Source organism: Ornithinibacillus xuwenensis, assembly GCF_039614845.1.
Taxonomy (GTDB): domain Bacteria; phylum Bacillota; class Bacilli; order Bacillales; family Amphibacillaceae; genus Ornithinibacillus; species Ornithinibacillus xuwenensis.
On record NZ_JBDIML010000005.1, the window covers coordinates 1 to 19,205 of the forward strand.

General features: G+C 37.7%; 18 protein-coding genes, 1 riboswitch and 1 other annotated feature. Of the genes, 8 read left to right on the plus strand and 10 right to left on the minus strand.

Annotation, left to right across the window (positions count from 1 at the left end; genetic code table 11):
* Together ABC228_RS14100 and ABC228_RS14105 are read left to right on the plus strand one after the other, a co-directional pair.
* Positions 1-181 (plus strand): hypothetical protein (locus tag ABC228_RS14100; protein WP_345825797.1); only part of this gene is annotated, 181 nt, incomplete at its 5' end.
* Positions 182-500: 319 nt separating this feature from the next.
* Entirely contained in the window at positions 501-1,262 is a 762-nt protein-coding gene (locus ABC228_RS14105; RefSeq protein ID WP_345825798.1) for a hypothetical protein, read from the plus strand.
* A gap of 42 nt (positions 1,263-1,304) precedes the next feature.
* Here the strand turns inward: ABC228_RS14105 and leuS are convergent, their stop codons facing one another.
* Complete coding sequence (gene leuS, locus ABC228_RS14110) at positions 1,305-3,716, minus strand: leucine--tRNA ligase (RefSeq protein ID WP_345825799.1); 2,412 nt, start codon at positions 3,714-3,716, stop codon at positions 1,305-1,307.
* Between the two features lie 50 nt (positions 3,717-3,766).
* Positions 3,767-3,978, minus strand: a binding site (T-box leader).
* Positions 3,979-4,161: 183 nt separating this feature from the next.
* Between leuS and mnmM the strand changes: the two genes are divergently transcribed.
* Positions 4,162-4,725, plus strand: a complete 564-nt coding sequence (gene mnmM / locus ABC228_RS14115) for a tRNA 5-(aminomethyl)-2-thiouridylate-methyltransferase MnmM (protein ID WP_345825800.1) — start codon at positions 4,162-4,164, stop codon at positions 4,723-4,725.
* 28 nt (positions 4,726-4,753) lie between these two features.
* Entirely contained in the window at positions 4,754-5,278 is a 525-nt protein-coding gene (locus ABC228_RS14120) for a gamma carbonic anhydrase (RefSeq protein ID WP_345825801.1), read from the plus strand.
* A 50-nt stretch (positions 5,279-5,328) separates the two neighbouring features.
* On the opposite strand, the gene metK is transcribed toward ABC228_RS14120, so the two are convergent.
* A complete protein-coding gene (gene metK / locus ABC228_RS14125; RefSeq protein WP_345825802.1) occupies positions 5,329-6,531 on the minus strand; it encodes a methionine adenosyltransferase in 1,203 nt (400 codons plus the stop codon).
* A 118-nt stretch (positions 6,532-6,649) separates the two neighbouring features.
* Positions 6,650-6,757, minus strand: a riboswitch (SAM riboswitch).
* 214 nt (positions 6,758-6,971) lie between these two features.
* Here metK and pckA point away from each other — a divergent pair.
* The 4 genes from pckA to ABC228_RS14145 all read left to right on the plus strand — a co-directional run bounded on the left by pckA (position 6,972) and on the right by ABC228_RS14145 (position 11,397).
* Positions 6,972-8,564 carry a phosphoenolpyruvate carboxykinase (ATP) gene (gene pckA, locus ABC228_RS14130; protein WP_345825803.1) on the plus strand — a complete coding sequence of 531 codons (1,593 nt, stop codon included), beginning with the start codon at positions 6,972-6,974 and terminating at the stop codon, positions 8,562-8,564.
* Between the two features lie 217 nt (positions 8,565-8,781).
* Entirely contained in the window at positions 8,782-9,774 is a 993-nt protein-coding gene (locus ABC228_RS14135; RefSeq protein ID WP_345825804.1) for an ABC transporter substrate-binding protein, read from the plus strand.
* Between the two features lie 12 nt (positions 9,775-9,786).
* Positions 9,787-10,563 (plus strand): ABC transporter ATP-binding protein, encoded by a 777-nt coding sequence (locus ABC228_RS14140; protein ID WP_345825805.1) that lies wholly within the window; start codon positions 9,787-9,789, stop codon positions 10,561-10,563.
* Positions 10,564-10,590: 27 nt separating this feature from the next.
* The gene (locus ABC228_RS14145; protein WP_345825806.1) at positions 10,591-11,397 is read left to right on the plus strand and encodes an ABC transporter permease; all 807 of its coding nucleotides are present in this window, start codon (positions 10,591-10,593) and stop codon (positions 11,395-11,397) included.
* A gap of 114 nt (positions 11,398-11,511) precedes the next feature.
* Here the strand turns inward: ABC228_RS14145 and ABC228_RS14150 are convergent, their stop codons facing one another.
* The 8 genes from ABC228_RS14150 to menD form a co-directional block, all read right to left on the minus strand.
* The gene (locus tag ABC228_RS14150) at positions 11,512-12,525 is read right to left on the minus strand and encodes a DUF3231 family protein (RefSeq protein WP_345825807.1); all 1,014 of its coding nucleotides are present in this window, start codon (positions 12,523-12,525) and stop codon (positions 11,512-11,514) included.
* Between the two features lie 152 nt (positions 12,526-12,677).
* Positions 12,678-13,148, minus strand: coding sequence for an RNA deprotection pyrophosphohydrolase (ytkD, locus tag ABC228_RS14155; RefSeq protein WP_345825808.1), 471 nt, complete (start codon positions 13,146-13,148; stop codon positions 12,678-12,680).
* 30 nt (positions 13,149-13,178) lie between these two features.
* Entirely contained in the window at positions 13,179-13,730 is a 552-nt protein-coding gene (locus ABC228_RS14160) for a hypothetical protein (protein WP_345825809.1), read from the minus strand.
* Positions 13,731-13,835: 105 nt separating this feature from the next.
* Complete coding sequence (locus tag ABC228_RS14165) at positions 13,836-14,156, minus strand: hydrolase (RefSeq protein WP_345825810.1); 321 nt, start codon at positions 14,154-14,156, stop codon at positions 13,836-13,838.
* A 110-nt stretch (positions 14,157-14,266) separates the two neighbouring features.
* The gene (locus ABC228_RS14170; protein ID WP_345825811.1) at positions 14,267-15,721 is read right to left on the minus strand and encodes an o-succinylbenzoate--CoA ligase; all 1,455 of its coding nucleotides are present in this window, start codon (positions 15,719-15,721) and stop codon (positions 14,267-14,269) included.
* 96 nt (positions 15,722-15,817) lie between these two features.
* A complete protein-coding gene (menB, locus tag ABC228_RS14175) occupies positions 15,818-16,636 on the minus strand; it encodes a 1,4-dihydroxy-2-naphthoyl-CoA synthase (RefSeq protein ID WP_345825812.1) in 819 nt (272 codons plus the stop codon).
* A gap of 17 nt (positions 16,637-16,653) precedes the next feature.
* Entirely contained in the window at positions 16,654-17,463 is an 810-nt protein-coding gene (gene menH / locus ABC228_RS14180; protein WP_345825813.1) for a 2-succinyl-6-hydroxy-2,4-cyclohexadiene-1-carboxylate synthase, read from the minus strand.
* Positions 17,454-19,205, minus strand: a complete 1,752-nt coding sequence (gene menD / locus ABC228_RS14185) for a 2-succinyl-5-enolpyruvyl-6-hydroxy-3-cyclohexene-1-carboxylic-acid synthase (protein WP_345825814.1) — start codon at positions 19,203-19,205, stop codon at positions 17,454-17,456. The genes menH and menD overlap by 10 nt, the downstream gene beginning before the upstream one ends.

A 19,205-nucleotide genomic window follows, 5' to 3' on the forward strand; every position in this document is an offset into this window, starting at 1 on the left:
GTTGTTTCTTAGCAAAGAAGCGCTAGCTTCTGTATTTCTTTTATCGAAAAAACAGGGTATGTTTTTTCTTGACATACTGGTTGTTTTGTTCAGTTTTCAAGGAGCAAAATCTTCATTGTTGTTTTTTGCGACAACTTTTATATCATATCACGCTGTCTGCATTATGTCAACAATTATTTAGTGAAATATTAATCTTTTAAATCAGCTGACGTATCAGCGACATCTATTAATATAACATGTACACATGATTATGTCAACCGAAATTAATCTTATCTGTTGCAGACAAAATGTAATTGCTGAACAGCAAAATCCATATTACACTCCTCATCCATAATAGTCAATAGGATTAGCAGCGGTTCCTTTTTCCATTATATCCACTTTAATCCAGTTTCCGCTTTAGTATATTCCATGTTGCTAAAACTGTTACTACAACAATACTTGTATAGCTTTTCTGTTTACGGCACAACCTATCCATAATAACAAGAAAAAGAGGAGATTTCATGAAAAAAGTAACCTTTTCAACGCTTATAGCATTTCTTTTCATTAGCTTTGGTACGTTTTCTATTTATGCATTAGAAAAGGAGCAAAACTCGGAGCTGCAAGTCATTAAAACATATGAAGAGGATGTTACTGGAGATGGATTAAAAGAAGTGATAGAACTAAAAGGAGTCCTCTTCTCGCCTGACTCAACCTACTATCGTGATATAGTTGCTGTCATCACATCCTCTGAAAACCAGATCTGGGAAATTCCATATATGGGGGGATATGAACCAACGTTAACGTTTATTGATTTAAACCATGACAAAGTAAATGATATATTCTTTCAAAGCGCCACTGGCGGAAGTGGTGGATTATATCAATATCACTTGCATACCTTAATTCAAAATAAGTTATCAGAAATTCCTTTGCCTGAGCAACCATTTGTAAAAGGAAAATTCCTTGATGACTTTAAGGTGGAGGTAACTATATCACCTGATATGGAACCATCCATCGTTGATGTTTCCAATCGAGCAGATGATTATGTCCGCTTAGGTATTTATAGTAAAGACGGAAAATTACTTAAAGAAACCTCTGCAATGGTAGATCCTATAGCTTTTTTTGAACCAAAATTGATTAGCAAAAGTAAAGGCTATGGTCTAAAAAGTTATCAACAGGTTAGTGGTGCTTATCACGCAGACCAATTAGGAACAGTAGAATCAATCTGGTATTTCGACCGTGATAAATGGATTCTTCTCCAAACGAGATGGATGCCAAGCAATTAATAATATAGAAAAGAAGGAATCCTGATCAGGATTCCTTCTATATTAATTAGCAACGATATTAACTAGCTTGCCTGGAACTACAACCACTTTCCGTACTGTCTTACCTTCGATCCATTCCTGTACAGAATCTTCTTCGAGTGCCATCTTTTCCAATTCTTCTTTTGAAATATCCTTTGCCACAGTTAGTTTGGCTCGGACTTTACCCATTACTTGCACAACAATCTCAACTTCATCTTCCACCAATTTTGACGCATCATAGGTTGGCCATTCTGTATAACTAATCGTTTCACCATACCCTAGACGACTCCACAATTCTTCTGCGATATGTGGTGCAACAGGAGAAAGTAACTTCACGAATCCTTCCACATATTCTTTTGGTAACTTCTCAGCTTTATACCCTTCATTTATAAATACCATCATTTGTGAAATACCCGTATTAAAATGAAGCTGTTCAAAATCCTCTGATACTTTTTTCACTGTCTCATGATAAACCTTTTCAAGAGCATTATCATTATCAGAAGTAATTTTATCTGACAGACTTCCATCTTCATTTACAAATAGTCGCCATACACGATCAAGGAAACGTCGTGCACCGTCTAATCCATTTGTCGACCAAGCTACAGATGCATCCAATGGTCCCATAAACATTTCGTATAGACGAAGTGTGTCCGCTCCATGAGAAGCAATGATATCATCAGGATTTACTACATTCCCTTTTGATTTACTCATTTTTTCATTACCTTCACCAAGAATCATCCCTTGATTGAAAAGCTTCATAAACGGCTCTTTTGTAGGAACAACTCCAATATCATACAAGAACTTATGCCAGAACCTTGCATATAGCAAGTGAAGTACTGCATGCTCTGCTCCACCGATATAAATATCAATTGGAAGCCATTTTTCAAGCAATGCAGAATCTGCTAATTTCTCAGTATTCTTTGGATCAATATAGCGCAAGAAATACCAGCAACTCCCTGCCCATTGTGGCATTGTGTTTGTTTCACGTCGACCTTTTTTACCTGTCACTGGATCACTGATATTAACCCAATCACTATTTGCTAGTGGTGATTCACCGGTACCGGATGGTTTAATTTCCGTCATGATTGGTAGCTCAAGTGGTAGTTCATTCTCCGGAACAGCGGTCATCGACCCATCTTCCCAATGAATTACAGGAATTGGTTCTCCCCAATAACGTTGTCTTGAGAATAGCCAGTCGCGCAAACGATAGGTCACTTTCTTCCTACCTCTTCCATTTTCCTCAAGCCACACAATCATTTTTGTAATTGCTTCTTCTTTATTAAAACCATTTAGAAAATCAGAATTCACATGCTCGCCATCACCTGTATAAGCCTCTTTCGATACATCTCCGCCAGCAACTACTTCGATAATTGGCAATTCGAATTTTGTTGCAAACTCATAATCTCTTTCATCATGTGCTGGAACTGCCATAATAGAACCTGTACCGTAGGACATTAATACATAATCAGCAATCCAGATTGACATTTTCTCTTTTGTAACAGGGTTGATTGCATAGGAACCACTAAAAACTCCTGTTTTATCCTTCGCCAGATCCGTTCGCTCTAAATCTGATTTGGTTTGCACTTCATCAAGATACTTTTCTACCGCTTCTTTTTGCTCTGGCGTCACTATTTTCTCAACTAGTGGATGCTCTGGAGCAAGAACAGCGTAAGTTGCACCAAATAGTGTATCTGGTCTTGTTGTAAACACAGTAAATTTCTCGTCATGACCATCAATATTGAAGACTACTTCTGCACCTTCAGAACGTCCAATCCAATTGCGTTGCATATCCTTAATACTTTCAGGCCAATCCAACTCTTCCAAATCATCAAGTAATCTATCTGCGTAAGCAGTAATTTTCAACATCCATTGTTTCATTGGCTTACGAACAACCGGGTGCCCACCACGCTCACTTTTACCATCAATTACTTCCTCGTTAGCCAATACAGTGCCAAGAGCTGGGCACCAGTTAACAGCCACTTCATCAATATAAGCTAATCCTTTTTCATATAGCTTGGTAAAAATCCATTGGGTCCATTTATAGTAATTTGGATCAGTCGTATTGATTTCTCGATCCCAGTCATATGAAAAACCTAGCTCTTGGATTTGTCTCTTAAATGTATTGATATTTTTTTGGGTAAACTCACTCGGACTGTTTCCTGTGTCTAACGCATACTGTTCAGCAGGAAGCCCGAATGCGTCCCACCCGATTGGGTGTAGCACTTCATATCCTTGCATTCTTTTCATACGGGAGAGAATGTCTGTTGCTGTATATCCTTCTGGGTGACCAACATGAAGTCCTGCTCCAGATGGATATGGAAACATATCCAACGCATAAAATTTCTTCTTATCTGAAGAAGTATCGGTCTTGAATGTTTTATTCTCAAGCCAGTGTTTTTGCCACTTCTTTTCAATTTCATCATGTTTAAAACTCATGATTATTCCTCCTTTTCAAAAGTTAAAATAAAAAAAGCCTCTCATCCCAATGAAGGGACGAGAAGCTGTATTTCCCGCGGTACCACCCAAATTAACGATTATTCGTTCACTTGTATCCTTAACGCGGATTAACGACAAGGACTACTTTCGTTCACCCTTGTAACTTAAAGGCGAGTTCGCAACTGACCAGGGGCAATTCTCACCAACCATTGCCTCTCTTAGCCTGTGTCCAGTAACTACTACTCCTTCGCATCGCTTTTCGATTATTTAAATTGAATTGTAATGAATACTACTAGCTTTGTCAAGATATTCCTGCTTTATAATATAAATTGGTTCTTCTTATCAGATAATGCTTTAAACATAATGACCATCACTTTTAAGTTCCGTAATCTGTTTTAACATGCTATCCTTAAAAAAGATTGAATTTGTCTAAGGAGAAACTCACATGAAAAGTATATTAAAATATTCCCATCATTTATTAGAAGAAATTGTTAAACCCGGTGAAACCGTTATTGATGCAACATGTGGAAATGGCAATGATACATTATTTTTAAGTAAACTTGTTGGGGAACAAGGAGAAGTCCTTGCTTTCGATATTCAAGAACAAGCAATTGATCATACAGATCAACTGTTAATGGAAAATAATTGTACGAATGTTTCGCTTGTTCTAGATAGTCATGCAAATCTCGAAAATTATTTATCAGCTGATTTAGAAGGAAAAATTGGTGGTGCGATTTTCAATCTAGGTTATCTTCCTAAAAGTGATAAATCTATTATTACTAAGGGAAATTCTACTATAGCTGCCATTCATGCAATTTTAAAATACTTAAAACCAAATGGTCGAATCATCCTTGTTGTTTATTATGGGCACGAAGGTGGAGATGTAGAAAGAAATGACATAATGAAGCATGTAATCTCACTTGACCAAAAGAAATACAGTGTTTTGCAGTACGGTTTTATTAATCAAAAAAATAATCCCCCATTTATTATTGCAATTCATAAAAAATAATTTCGATTACTTTTTAGGAGGAGTATACATGATACATCATTATAAAAATGTTTCTCCATCTATTCATCCAACGGCTTTCATAGCAAAAGATGCGGTCATTGTTGGTGACGTTACGATTGGAGAAGAATCTAGTATTTGGTTTAAGACGGTCATTCGGGGTGATGTTGCACCAACTCGAATTGGAAAAAGAGTAAGTATTCAAGACTTATCCATGCTTCACCAAAGCCCGAGTAACACACTTCTTATTGAAGACGATGTGACAGTTGGGCATCAAGTGACCCTACATTCCGCCATTGTTCGAAAAAATGCATTAGTCGGAATGGGATCGATTATTTTGGACGGTGCAGAAATAGGTGAGTCTGCATTCGTTGGTGCTGGCAGTCTTGTTCCTCCAGGCAAAAAAATCCCACCACATACATTGGCTATTGGGCGTCCTGCAAAGGTAGTAAGAGAATTAACTGATGAGGATTATAAAGAGATGGAGCGCGTACGGAAATCCTATGTTGATAAAGGCCAGTATTATAAAAAACACACAAGTCTCGGGATAGAATAAAACTTATTCAACAAAAAAAGTCACGATTTTTTATCTCGTGACTTTTTAATTTACTTTTGATTTGTAAATGATAATAGTTCATTAACTTTATCGGTTTTTTCCCACGGGAATTCTACATCCGTTCTACCAAAATGACCATAAGCAGCAGTTTCTTTATAAATCGGACGTTGTAAATCTAACATGCGAATGATTCCGGCTGGCCTTAAATCAAAAATATCGCGGACAGCTTTTACTAACGCTTCTTCATTTACAACACCGGTACCAAATGTGTTAATGGAAATAGAAACTGGCTCCGCAACGCCAATCGCATAAGCGAGCTGTACCTCACAAGAGTCTGCTAGTTTTGCTGCTACAATGTTTTTCGCAACGTAACGGGCCGCATACGCAGCTGAACGGTCTACTTTAGTTGCATCCTTACCACTGAATGCACCCCCACCATGACGAGCATATCCACCATAGGTATCCACAATGATTTTTCTACCGGTTAAACCAGCATCGCCTTGTGGGCCACCTATCACAAATCGACCTGTTGGATTAATAAAATACTTTGTCTCTTCATCCAATAGGTTTGTAGGAACAACTGGTTTTATCACATGTTCCAATAAGTCTTTCTCAATTTGTTCTAATGTTATATCTTGATGATGCTGGGTTGAGATTACAATCGTATCCACACGAACTGGTTGATCCTGTTCGTCATATTCAATCGTAACCTGTGTTTTTCCATCTGGGCGAAGATATGCAAGTGTTTCATCTTTTCTTACATCTGCCAATCGCTTCGAAAGTTTATGTGCTAATGATATTGGTAAAGGCATTAACTCTTTTGTTTCATTACAAGCAAATCCAAACATCAAGCCTTGGTCACCAGCACCAATCGCATCAATCTCTCCCTCGGTCAATTTTCCTTGACGGGCTTCTAATGCTTGATTCACCCCACCAGCAATATCCGGTGATTGTTCATCAATTGCTGTTAAAACTGCACAAGTATCAGCATCAAAGCCATATTTTGCACGGGTATACCCAATGTCCTTTATGGTCTGTCTCACAACTGCAGGAATATCAACATAAGTTGACGTGGTGATTTCACCAGCAACTAATACCAGTCCTGTTGTTACAGTTGTTTCACAAGCAACACGTGCTGCTGGATCCTTTGATAAGATTTCATCTAAAATTGCATCGGAAATTTGGTCGCAAATTTTGTCCGGATGCCCTTCTGTTACTGACTCCGAAGTAAATAATCGTCGATTTTTAGCCATTAGGCTAAATCCTCCCTTTATATAGTGGTACGGAACTCCATATCTATCAGTATTATATCCCAATCAACAAAAAAAAGCCTTTCCTTCGTTCCTGAGGAAAGGGGTTTTCAGCCTTTCGCTCTTATTGTTCAAGGAATTTTCCTTGCATCAGGTTAGCACCTTTTCACATGGTGTGATGGTTGCCGGGCTTCATTGGGTCTGTCCCTCCGCCGACTCTGAATAAGAGAGTATCCGCTCATAGTTTAGGTTAACCGAATTAATTGTCCAATGTCAACTCATATTATCGCTGTCACATATAGTAAAAAAGATAATAAAATAAAAAATAATAATTAGTATACACCATTATTTTAAATGTGTTATACTAATGGAAGATTTCAGATGCTTTTGTTATGGAAAGGAAGTCTTTCCTAAATATTCCATCATAAAGGAAGGTAATTATAATGAATACGGTAATGAAAACTTCATTATTAGAAGAGCTTTTATCACAACAAAATATTCAAAACAATTTATCTGTTGCTAGTTTAGTTGAGAAAATTCTATCGAGAAAAGAAGGAACTTTAACTGATACCGGAGCTGTTCTTGCGACAACCGGAAAATATACTGGTCGTTCTCCAAAGGACAAATTTATTATCAGAGATTCTATATCCGAAGATAAAGTTGATTGGGGAAATGTAAACCAACCAATCGATGAAGCAGTATTTGAAAAATTATATGCAAAAGTTATCGCTCACTTAAAGGAAAAAGATGAGGTCTTTGTTTTTAATGGTTTCGCTGGTGCTGATAAAAACTACCGATTACCAATTCAAGTTATCAATGAGTTTGCTTGGCATAATTTATTTGCCCGACAATTATTTATTCGTCCTACTGAAGAAGAGTTAACAGCTCATCAACCATCATTTACAGTAATTTCTGCTCCTTCGTTTAAGGCAGAACCAAGTATCGATGGGACAAATTCAGAAGCCTTCATACTTGTTTCATTTAAACATAAAGTAATATTAATTGGTGGTACAGAATACGCTGGAGAAATTAAGAAATCCATATTCTCGATTATGAACTACTTATTACCTGAACAAAACATTCTTTCCATGCATTGCTCAGCAAACGTTGGAAATGAAGGAGATGTAGCATTATTTTTTGGACTATCAGGTACGGGTAAAACCACCTTATCAGCAGATCCATATCGCCGGCTAGTTGGTGATGACGAGCATGCATGGAGTTCTAGAGGTGTATTTAATATAGAGGGCGGCTGCTATGCTAAATGTATTAATTTATCAGAAGAGAAAGAGCCACAAATCTTTAATGCCATCAGATTTGGTTCAGTACTAGAAAATGTTGTGATGGACGATAAATCTCGTATTCCAAACTATGAAAATACATCTTTAACCGAAAATACGAGAGCTGCCTATCCATTAGAGCATATCGATAATATTGTAAACCCAAGTATCGCGGGACATCCGAATACGATTATTTTTCTTACAGCAGACGCATCTGGTACATTACCACCAATTAGTAAGTTAACCAGAGAGCAAGCAATGTACCACTTCCTTAGCGGATATACAAGTAAACTTGCTGGAACAGAAAGAGGAGTAACAGAACCTGAAGCTACTTTCTCAGCCTGCTTCGGTGCACCATTCCTTCCATTAGCACCGGCTACGTATGCGAAAATGCTTGGAGAAAAAATTGACCAGTACGATACAAATGTTTTCTTGATCAATACCGGATGGACTGGCGGTTCTTATGGTATTGGAAGTCGTATTAAGCTTTCTTATACAAGAGCAATGGTCCACGCAGCACTTGAAGGAGAGCTGAACCATGTTGAAACAACCAAAGATGAGATCTTCGGATTAGACATACCTACTCAAGTAGCAGGGGTACCTGATGAAATATTAGTTCCTAAAAATACATGGCGTGACAAACAGGCTTATGAAGAGCAAGCAAAGGAACTTGCACTTAAGTTCCATGAGAATTTCAAGAAATTTTCAGATGCCAGCGCGGAAATTGCTAAAGCTGGTCCAACCTATCAAAATCGATAAGCTACCATTATCATGTCCTCATCCCAAGAGGGTTTATATATTAAATGCAGCAACAATTAGCTGCCATCAATAGTTGAATTTTCAACACCCGACCTATTATTAGGTCGGTTTTTTTATATTCCACCCTTCACCCTATCTTAAACTAGGCATTCACACATTTTTTCACATTGCATAAAATGTTTAGACAAAATATCTGATATTGAAAGGATCGAGCATCATGAGAAAAATAAAACATCTTTCGTTTGTATCATGTGTTGTGCTTATTTTTCTATCCGCATGTGGATCTAGTGAAAATACAACCATTAAAGTAGGAGAAGTAACACGTTCCTTATTTTATGCACCACAATATGTTGCAATAGAGAAAGGCTTCTTTGAAGAAGAAGGTTTAGATGTTGAACTTCAAACGACTTGGGGCGGAGATAAAACGATGACAGCTTTGTTATCAGACGGCGTTGACGTTGCACTAGTTGGATCAGAAACGTCTATCTATGTTTATGCACAGGATTCTAATGATTTCGCAGTGAATTTTGCTCAGCTTACCCAGACTGACGGTACATTTCTAGTTGCAAAGGAGCCTCATCCCAATTTTGAATGGGAGGATTTAGCAGGAACAAATTTCCTTGGCCAACGAAAAGGCGGTATGCCTCAAATGGTTGGTGAGTATGTACTAAAACAACACGGTATTAATCCCCAAAATGATTTAAGCCTACACCAAAATATTGAATTCGCGAATATTCCAGGAGCATTTTTATCTGGTGATTATGAGTATGTACAATTATTTGAACCAACTGCCAGCGTTTTTGAAAAAGAAGGAAATGGGCATGTTGTCGCATCATTTGGTGAAGAGTCTGGCCATGTTCCATATACCGTATTTATGTCAAAGCAAAGCTATCTTGAAGCTAACAAAGAAAATATTGAAAAGTTCACAAGCGCGATTTACAAAGCCCAGCAATGGGTTCAAGAGACCGATTCTGCTGAAATAGCAGAAACCATTCAAGGCTATTTTGAAGATGTTGATTTGGATATTTTGACATCATCAATTGAGCGATACAAAAGCCAAGGCTCCTTTGCCACCGACCCAATTCTAGATGAGGAAGAATGGAATAACTTAAAAGCAATCATGGAGGAAGCCGGAGAATTGCCTGAGGGAAACATTTCCTATGATGAATTAGTAAATACAGAGATAGCTGAAGATGTCATCAATAACTAAGGAGGGAAAACATTGTCATTTCTAACCTTAGAGAACGTCACCCATCATTATTTTTCAAAAAACAGTTATACAAAAGCATTGGATGACATTTCCTTCTCCGTTAAGGAAGGAGAATTCATTGCATTACTTGGTCCAAGTGGTTGCGGGAAATCAACGATTCTCTCCATTGTATCTGGTATTATGAAGCAAACCTCTGGTAGTGTGTTGCTAAACGATAATCCAATTGAAAAATCTGGTATAGGGATTGGCTATATGCTACAGCAAGATTACCTATTCCCCTGGAAAACGATATTAGATAATGTATTAATTGGCCCTACCATTCAAGATACGCTAAGTGCTGAAATAAGAGAAAAGGCAATTGAGCTTTTAGAGGAAGTTGGTCTTCAGAAAGTAGCTAAACAATATCCAAGTTCCCTCTCTGGTGGTATGCGACAACGAGTTGCACTTGTTCGTACACTCATTACAGATCCGAAAATTCTATTATTAGATGAACCATTTTCAGCACTTGATTACCAGACAAAATTAAAACTAGAGGATCTAGTGTTCAAACTACTTCATGCATACCATAAAACCGCGATTTTAGTTACCCATGATATCGGAGAGGCAATCGCTATGAGTGATCGTATTATTGTAATGAGCGCTAACCCTGGCGCCATTGCAAAATCATTCGAAGTTCCTATTGAGCTACGAAACGAAATGCCTTTTCTCGTTCGCAGACATCCAAAATACCAATCAATTTTTGATAAGGTCTGGGAGGAATTAAATAAAAATGAAACCACATTTGTATAAATTTTTCTCGGGGAAGGGGGAGTTGCAATGTCCGGAAAAGAAGACCACTTTTTATTGGAAGCGCATAAGCGAAAGTTAAAACGAGAAAAACGAATTGTTTGGATATGGCAGGTAGTTATTTTAGTAGCTTTTTTCGGAATATGGGAATTGGCAAGCAAGCTGAACTGGGTTGATCCATTACTATTTAGCTCCCCTTCCAAAGTATACAATGTACTAATTGATAAATTGTCAGACGGATCGATCCTTTCCCATGCACAGATAACCTTATTCGAAACAGTTCTCGGGTTCATTATAGGTACAATCTTAGGGATTATCATTGCCTCTATCCTATGGTCATCCACCAGACTCTCAAATATAATGGATCCTTATCTTGTCATTCTTAATGCAATGCCTAAAGTTGCACTAGGGCCAATTATTATTGTGGCATTAGGTCCAGGTTATATTTCTATCATTGCAATGGGAGCTATCATTTCGGTCATTATCACAACCATTGTCGTATACACAGGGTTTAGGGAAGTGGACCCTAATTATGAGAAGGTATTAAAAAGCTTTGGTGCTACTAGATGGCAACGTTTTAAATCTGCCGTCTTTCCAGCTACACTCCCTGTTATGATTTCAACTTTAAAGGTTAATGTTGGATTATCCTGGGTAGGTGTCATCGTAGGAGAGTTTTTGGTTTCAAAAGAGGGATTGGGTTATTTAATTGTATATGGATTCCAGGTATTTGACTTCACATTAGTCATGGCTAGCCTAATTCTAATCGCATTATTTGCTGCTGTTATGTACAAAATTGTCGAGCAAATCGAAGGATGGTTAATTCGCCATACCACTTAATGAATTAATCTTTAAAGTAATATCCTTACCTTTCAATCAAAATCAAATATAAACACGTACAGTTTCATAGCATAACTCCTGTACGTGTTTTTTAGTTGTATTATCTCTCGAATTTTAACCTTTTGCCAATTTTTTATGATTCGGAATTTGTGGGGGCTGTTCAAGCCATCGATTCTTGATCATGATATTTACACCGTCACTTGAATATTGTGCCACCTCAGCAGCTAAACGAACATAATCCGTTTGAATATCGGTCCGTAAGCTTGCAGCTGAACCAGTAGCATAATTTGAAATACTTGATGCTATCAGTAAGGATGAATGAAACATGATTAGTTTATCCGAAAAGGGCGCAATTGTAGAATCTGTAATATCAAGAGCCCAAGGCATTGGAGAAGGCAGGTCATCATCTGTCAATAATGTAGCAAATAGCTTAATATGTTTTTTAGCAATATCCTTGCCTGTCGTACAATAGTTACGTACTTTTTTAGACTTCGCAACCTGGGCAAAACCTGCTAATAGAGCATTTCCTAATGCATTAGTCTCTATATTCGCCTCAACATGGGTAATTTCTATAACATTTAATGGTCTCTTATTATTGTTTAGCTTCATGATTCCTTTAAGGTACTTTTTCTCATCAATTACATCCACTGATTTTACAGGTGAAACGTAGGGGGGTCTTACAAATATCCCCAATGATAATAATAAATTAGCTGATTTATTATATAAATCCGTGGAACCCTGAATGGCTTGGCTTAAAAAATTACGCACCTCTGAATTTGCAGCAGTTGATAGTGCCACACCATAAATAGATAATCCGATTTTTGCCATGTTTTTGAGGTAATATAAATAAAATTCATCAGAAAATAATCGAGGAGCAGTAGGACTAACATCTTCATCTGTTAACCCAATAGGAATTGGTTGATTATCCTTTTTTAAAATATCTTTGCTCCATTGCAAATTTTTTTCAGATGATGCAAGTGCGTAATCAACTACTGATTTAATGTCTGCGTTATTTACGTTCGCAGCAAAATATTTTAGAACACATACTGCCATAGAATTATTCTGATAGCTACTCCAAACTACTGATAATTCAGAGGAAGTTAGCCTAGTATTGTGGTTCTCTTCCATAGATGCTCCTCCTAATCATTGTTACTATTAATATTCACACTACTAGGAAATCTATTCTAATTCTTCATTCTGCTATTAACTTCATGCTGAATTTTAATTTTAAAAATCAAATAAAACACTTCAAATCTGAAGTGTTTTATTAGTCTCTATACCTATTCTATTATTTCCTTGACCCTTGCTAGACTATGGACTAGAACATCATCCTTCATAATAAAACTAAATCGTTTATTATGCTTCACGTTCTTTGGTATTTCTTCTAATAATATTGGTCCATTTGTCTCAAAATAAGTATCTTGCTTCTCTATCATTTGAATGTCTGCAAAATAAACATTTTTTACAACGTGACTAGCCTTTCCCGCAACATGATATTGCCCAACATAGCGAATCGTTTCAATCACGGCACCGGTCTCTTCCATTACTTCACGATGAGCCGCTTGTTCAGCACTTTCTCCCTCTTCGACTTTTCCACCTGGAAATTCGATCCCACGATCCTTGTGTTTGGTTAAAAGCCATCTATCCTTATACCGACAAATAACCCAAACATGCCTTGGATCCTTTGAGAAAGGATGATTGCTGTAGGAGAATGTAATTTCATTATGATAATAATCTCGAAATATAAACATGTGTCAGCTACCTTTAATTCTATTTCTACATCATTGATGTGATATCTCCGTTATTTTCCATGCTTGGTCATCAAAAGTAAATTCTAATCCAATTGTATAATGACCATATGGACCAGATTTATTTTCTTGCGTAACCAAGACTTTATTCCTATCTAATTGTACCACATCATAGTCATTCTGTTTAATAAACCAAGGGGGCGTTTCCGTAGGGACAATATAAAGCCCGTCATTTTCTTCATAAAAATAGTAATCAACATAAGGTTTAGCAACCTTTTTTGTCGTAATTTTTTCAAACTCATGAAATAAAGACTCTTTTGAAGAATGATTTTCCACCCGATAATTCATATCAATATCCTGTAAGATGGTATTCATGAAGGCATCTGTTAATTGCACTATCTCTTGTTGCGTAATCTTTCTCTCAACTTTTTCTTGGGTGGTATCATCAGACACATCTACACTCACTTGTTGAACCTGCTGCTCCTTAGCAAGCGTATTATGTTCCGCTGGAGAGGGTAGTATAAGTGCAAAAAACATGTAAGATCCAACTAATAATAGAACAAGCCAACTAATCATCGACTTCATGTTATTCTACCTCCTAGTTACTTCTATTAATACTATTCCCTCTACTCTACTATTACTAAACCAAATAAAAAGGAATAAGATATATTATCCTATTCCAAAAGATTCTTACATATGATTATCTCCTAAAATTCCAATGCTATTGATAAATTGCTTTGTGGTTTCGTCACCTAATTCATGCAAAATTCTGTATGCCTCTACCATTTCAGCATCATAATCATCATTGGATTTGTCATTATGATAGGGCATAATTGGCACATGAGAACGAAAAAAAGTTCGATTCGCATCAACAGCCATATTATCTAGTTTAGCACGTAGCATCACAACCTCATCATCGGTTGCATAAATGGTAAAGCTATCGTTATTATCATACTTTATCTGAGATATTTCACCGCTACCGACATTTACATAATATTTTTTTCTTTCCATAACACACCTCCTATCTTTAATTTGTCTAAAAATAGTAAAAGAATGTATGGTTGAACCATTTGAGATAAAGTACAAAAAAAGCTTCAGCCGGAGTTAGCTGAAGTTTTCTCTTATCTATGGATATAATCTAGAAGCTTACTTCGAACAAGCTTATTAGAAGCATTTCTCGGTAAACTACTGACAAAGTATATTTCCTTTGGCAGCTTATATTTTGCAAGTTTTCCCTTGGCATATTCGATAATAGCAGCTTTGGTAATAGCCTCTTCATTAACTACTACGAAGGCAGCTGGAACTTGTCCCCAAACTTTATCCTCGATTCCAATAACCGCGACCTCCTGTAGGCCAACAAATCCAGATAAAACACTTTCTATTTCGGATGGATATATGTTCTCACCACCAGATATTATCAGATCCTTCCGCCGATCGACAACATATAAGAATCCTTCCTCATCTACATAACCAAGGTCTCCTGTATACAGCCAACCATCTTTAAAAGCATTCTTTGTTGCTTTTTGGTTATTATAATATCCACCTGTTACCATTGGTCCCTTTACAGTGATCTCACCAATTTCATTTGGCACGTTTCCGCTGATTCGTAATTGAGCAGGGAATAATGGTTTTCCAGCAGAGCCAATTTTCACTAAGGCATCAGAAGGACTCAGTGTAACGATTTGAGAAGAAGTTTCCGTCATGCCATATGATTGAAAAACTGGAATATGCTTCTCATTCGCTTTTTCTAATAGTGGCTTTGGTGCAGGTCCTCCTCCAAGCAGCATGCATCGGAAGTAACCAGGGAAACGATTCTCCCCTAATAGATTTATCAATCGTTGCATCATGACCGTTACAACAGATGCAATCGTAACCCCTCTATTTAGTATGGCGTCTAATACGACTTGTTCATTAAATTTCTCAACTATATATACCGGCATTCCATAAATTACACTTTTTAAAAAGATGGATAAGCCTCCAACATGAAAATAGGGCAACACAGCTAACCACTTATCCTTTTCAGAAAGTCCTAGGTTTAATGCCGAGCTAATAGCGCTCCACCAATGATTTCCATATGTATGGATTACCCCTTTTGGAAAGCCTGTCGTACCTGAAGTGTAAATAATAGTAATTGGATCGTCCAAGTCAAATTCCGATAAAAGGGCAATATCTTGTCTACTCTCTTCTTCAACCTCTTGAAAACTCTTGACGATATTTACTTTTAAGTCTTTCGCAGAGTCTAATAAGTCATCTGCTGTAATCAGAACCTCTACTTCTGCATCATGAAGCTGATAATTAATTTCATCAGAGGTTAACCTTGTATTAAATAATACAGCTACAGCACCTAGATAACTTAATGCATGAATCGCTACAATCATACTCGAATTATTATTCGATAGTATACCTACATGGCTCCCTTTCCTAATTCCATAAGAAGCGAGTCTTTGAGCAAATTCTTGACTTCTATTCTTCAGTTCAAGAAATGTTATTACCGTACCATCGACCTGTTCGATTGCAGGTTTATTTGGAGCAAGAAAGGCTTGCTTTGATAACCAATGTGGAATAATTTCTGCCACGAAAACACCTCACTGTTGCATCATAAAATCTATCTAATCAAAACGATAAAACCTTTGCTCAAAAAAAGCAAAGGTTTTATCTTCAAGCTATGCAAATCACGGAAAACGCGGGAATTGATCGAAGTCTGGCTTTCTTTTTTCTTTGAAAGCATCTCTACCTTCTTTTGCTTCATCTGTTGTGTAGTAAAGAAGTGTAGCATCTCCACCCATTTGTTGCAGGCCAGCAAGTCCATCTGTATCCGCATTAAAGGAAGCCTTTAGGAAACGAAGTGCAGTAGGAGATTTTTCTAAGATTTCCTCACACCATTGAAGTGTTTCTGCCTCTAGTTGATCCAGTGGTACAACTTTGTTAACCAAGCCCATTTCATAAGCTTCATCAGCATTATATTGGCGACATAAGAACCAGATTTCACGGGCACGTTTATGACCAATAATTCTAGCTAAATAACCTGCTCCATAGCCAGCATCAAAGCTACCCACTTTCGGGCCAGTTTGTCCAAAAATCGCATTATCTGCTGCAATCGTTAAATCGCATACGACATGAAGAACATGTCCCCCACCAATTGCATAACCAGATACCATCGCAATTACAGGTTTTGGTATTGTACGAATTAATCGTTGTAGATCTAAAACATTTAAACGAGGGATTTGGTCATTCCCAACATAGCCACCATGTCCACGAACAGATTGGTCACCACCAGAACAAAATGCTTTGTCACCAGCACCAGCTAAAACAATTACACCAACAGATGAATCGTCACGCGCATCAGCAAATGCATCGATCATTTCATTTACAGTTAATGGCGTAAACGCATTCCGTTTTTCTGGTCTATTAATGGTCACCTTTGCGATACCATTATATTTTTCATAAATAATTTCTTCGTAGTCTCGAACTTTTTCCCATTGTACAGTCATGGAAATCCTCCTTTAATCTATGTATTGGAAACTTCTAAAATAAACTCCTCTACCATTTTACCAAAAATCTCAGTTTGTTCCACATGAATTGCATGGCCTGTGTTCGAAATAATCTTCAGCGTACTATTCTGAAGACGCTTCTGCATCCGTTTATTAATCGCTACAAACTTTTGATCTAGTTCTCCAACAAGTAATAAGACTGGAGTATTTAGGTTCGATAGCTTCGCCCACCAGCTAGGCTGACTCCCCGTCCCCATCGATCGTAAGGAGAGTGCTAACCCTTCTTCTGTTTGGGATAATCTTTCCTTGCGTATACGCTCCTGTATAGAAGGTTGTAACTGCTTTTGTGATGTGAATAACGGAATGTTCTCCCAATAGTCAATAAACAGTTCAAGTCCTTCTTGTTCAATTTTAGTTGCTAGTAGCTCATCTTGCTTTATTCTTTCCTCTCGCTCCTCCACCAACTCTAATCCCGGAGAGGCGCTTTCTAATACTAATGATTGTAGCTGATGTTGATAGAGCATCGCGTAGGTTAATGCTATTCTCCCTCCCATGGAGTAGCCCACTAAATGGAAGGTTTCAACCTGGTTCTCCGCTAAGATAGCATGTATATCCTCACAGCATTGCTCCATAGTGATCGGTGATCCTGTAACTGTTTTTCCATGACCTGGCAAATCAATTAATATAATCTTGAATGTTGATTGATATTGTTGTAAATAATGTGACCAAGTATCCGTACTCCCAGTAAATCCATGTAATAATACGATGGTTTCCCCTTCGCCATATATTTCATACCAATAGTCTATATTACTTCGCTTTATTCGCAATGCATCACCGTCTTTACGATTTCTGCTTCAATTGCTTCCCAAAGCTCACGATGCCATTGTAGATTTTCGTTTCGGTCTGTTTTCACTTCAATAACCGATAATCCCTCTTCCTGATAGCATTCCAATAACACATCATTCAAATCATCAGCCTGTTGAGGAGTGTGGTAGGAACCACCATACATTTCTATCGCTTTTTGAAAATCAATATTTAGCGGCGTTCCAAATAGCGCCTCAAAATGCTTTTCACTTGTAGCTTGTGGTAGGAATGAAAAAATTCCTCCACCATTATTATTAATCACTAAAATGGTAATATTGATATGATAATGCTTAGCAGCTAGTAATCCGTTTAAATCATGGAAAAAAGACAGATCACCAAGCAATAATGTCACAGGAATACCGGAGGAAGCAGCTCCAATACCACTGGAGACCATTCCATCAATTCCGTTAGCACCACGATTTGCTAATAACTTAATGGATTTGGAAGTAGATAGCAGAAATGTGTCTACATCCCGAATCGCCATACTATTTCCCACATAGAGACTACTCTTATCCGGGATCACTTCTAGTAATCGCCTGACAGCTTCCCCTTCTGTTAGCGTTGTATCTGATGCATGTAATGTGTACTGTTTAGCAATGCTATTTAGCTTATTCCATAATGGTAGCCATTCACCATCCCTAATGGTATCTGTTGCACTAGCTTCAATTAGATCAGAGCATAATAAGATAGGATCAGCAAAAATAAATTCAGTAGAATTGCCCACTGGCTCCCGGTATCCTAAATGATTTTCCACAACATATTGCTGTGCACCTGGATTCTCTTTCACATAAAATAAATATGCTTTGGAAACCGGCATTGCACCAAATCGGATGATATAATCAGGCTTTAATAAATTCCTTATCTCTTGATTACGTAAAAAAGCATCATAGCCCTCTATTATATTAGCTTTAGAATGACTTCCAGTTCGAATCTGTGAAAGTGGATCAGCTAAAATTGGCAAGCCCCATTTCTCAGCTAAGAGTGTGATAACCTCTCCTAATTCTTCATCAATTTGTGGACCACAAACAATGACACCCTTTTTAGTTGATTGTAATTTTTCCGATAACTGCTTCACAAGCGCCTCTGGCAATTTCTTTCTTCCATCATGCCAAACATGATAAGGGTCAGCGAGAGGTTCACCCCAAAGATTCTCAATTGAGAAATCAGGGATCAACGGCTCTCGAAAAGGGAAGTTCAAGTGAACAGGACCAGAATTCCCTGACATCGCTTCATGTATAGCTCTTGCAGCCTTTGTTCTCACATAGTTTATCATTGTTCCGGTTGACTCCGGTAAAGCCATTTCGTGAAAATCCTTTACATAATCACCATAAAGCTTTAGTTGATCAATAGCCTGTGGAGCACCAACATCTCTTAGCTCATGAGGCCGATCAGCTGTTAACGCAATTAATGGAACTCTGCTTTGATAGGCTTCGATAATTGCCGGAAAATAATTAGCTGCGGCCGTACCGGAAGAGCATACAAGCGCAACTGGTCGATTGGTTTGCTTCGCCAATCCAAGCCCAAAAAATCCTGCTGATCGCTCATCAATAATAACCCATTCTTTAATATCTGGATGCTCAGCAAATGTCATTGCCAGTGGTGTTGATCTTGATCCAGGAGAGATAACAACATCGGTTAATCCGCTTTTGGCAAGCTCGTCCACAAAGTTTGCAATATATCTAGTAAGTGCTTCAGTGTGATTCAT